A 205-nucleotide genomic window follows, 5' to 3' on the forward strand; every position below is an offset into this window, starting at 1 on the left:
AGATCGCCGACAAAGCCAGAAGGCGCCGTGTTTGGGCGGGATCACGCGCGCACCTGGCCAAGGTGCGCAGACCGTCAGCGTCAAAGTCTGACCGCAGCGGTACCGGAGCAGCCATGACATCCTCCTCGGGCTCCAAACCCAAAGACAGAATCACCCCTCAGCCGCCGAGGCTACCCCGTGAGTCCCACTTAACGAGGGTTGGTAT

General features: G+C 62.4%; 1 pseudogene. It reads right to left on the reverse strand.

Annotated elements, in window-relative coordinates:
- Positions 1 to 154: pseudogene (locus MKL11_RS03590) on the reverse strand (IS630 family transposase); the annotation flags it as partial.
- Between the last annotated feature and the right edge of the window lie 51 nt (positions 155 to 205).

Origin of the sequence: Methylobacterium sp. J-077, from assembly GCF_022829365.1 — a bacterium.
Taxonomy (GTDB): Bacteria; Pseudomonadota; Alphaproteobacteria; order Rhizobiales; family Beijerinckiaceae; genus Methylobacterium.